The sequence below is a fragment of the Serratia sp. OS31 genome (genome assembly GCF_014164835.1).
Classification (GTDB): domain Bacteria; phylum Pseudomonadota; class Gammaproteobacteria; order Enterobacterales; family Enterobacteriaceae; genus Serratia; species Serratia liquefaciens_A.
Window position 1 is genome coordinate 1 of record NZ_JACJFQ010000102.1, and the last position, 896, is coordinate 896.

Sequence of the window (896 nt, forward strand, 5' to 3'; positions counted from 1 at the left end):
CGCTGAGGGACTGGCGTATGGCAATGAGCCGCTTTATTATCGAGTTCGGTGACCGCCTGGACGGTCACTTCTGAGAAAAGGCAGTTACACAGAATCGTGGACAGGGTCGCAGTACGCTCAGGATATGGCGAAGGTAGGCTTCCGGATCGATACCGTTCAGCCTGCACGTTCCGATCAGACCATACAGCAGGGCACCACGTTCACCACCATGATCGCTGCCAAAGAAGATGTAGTTTTTCTTGCCAAGACAGACCGCTCGTAGCGCGCGCTCAGCAGCGTTATTATCCGGCTCTGCCAGGCCATCAGCGCAGTAGTAGCACAGCGCATCCCACTGGTTCAGCACATAAGCGAACGCCTCACCCAACCGCGATTTTTTCGACAGCGTTGCGCTTTTCTCCACCAACCAGTCGTGCAGGGAAGCCAGCAACGGTTTGCTCCGGGATTGCCTGGCTGCCAGACGCTCAGTTGCCGGGAGGCCGCGTATTTCCTCTTCCACCGCGTACAGTTCACCGATACGTTTCAGGGCTTCCTCTGCTGTCGCCGTTTGCGTGCTTATATGGACGTCGTGGATTTTTCGGCGGGCATGGGCCCAGCATGCGGTTTCTGTCAACGGGCCACCGTCGCGTTCTGTGCTGAACAACCTGTCGTACCCTGCGAAGGCATCAGCCTGCAGTACGCCATGATAATGACGAAGATGTTGCTGAGGATGCTTCCCTTGCCTGTCCGGTGAGTACGCGAACCACGCCGCTGGCGGATCAGACGAGGCAGCGTTCCGGTCATCACGCACATACGTCCAGATGCGCCCGGTAGGCGAGACGGCGAGCTGATTATCTGAGGGTGCGAGGTCAGATATCACCTCAACAGGCAGCAGCGCGGGTGATGACGAAGGTACGATT

The 896-nt window shown here is 57.6% G+C and carries 1 protein-coding gene; it reads right to left on the reverse strand.

Annotated features, from left to right (window positions below):
- Window positions 1-64: 64 nt before the first annotated feature.
- Window positions 65-896, reverse strand: an 832-nt coding sequence (locus H5P17_RS26495; RefSeq protein WP_370570070.1) for an IS66 family transposase, incomplete at its 5' end; no start/stop codon positions are given.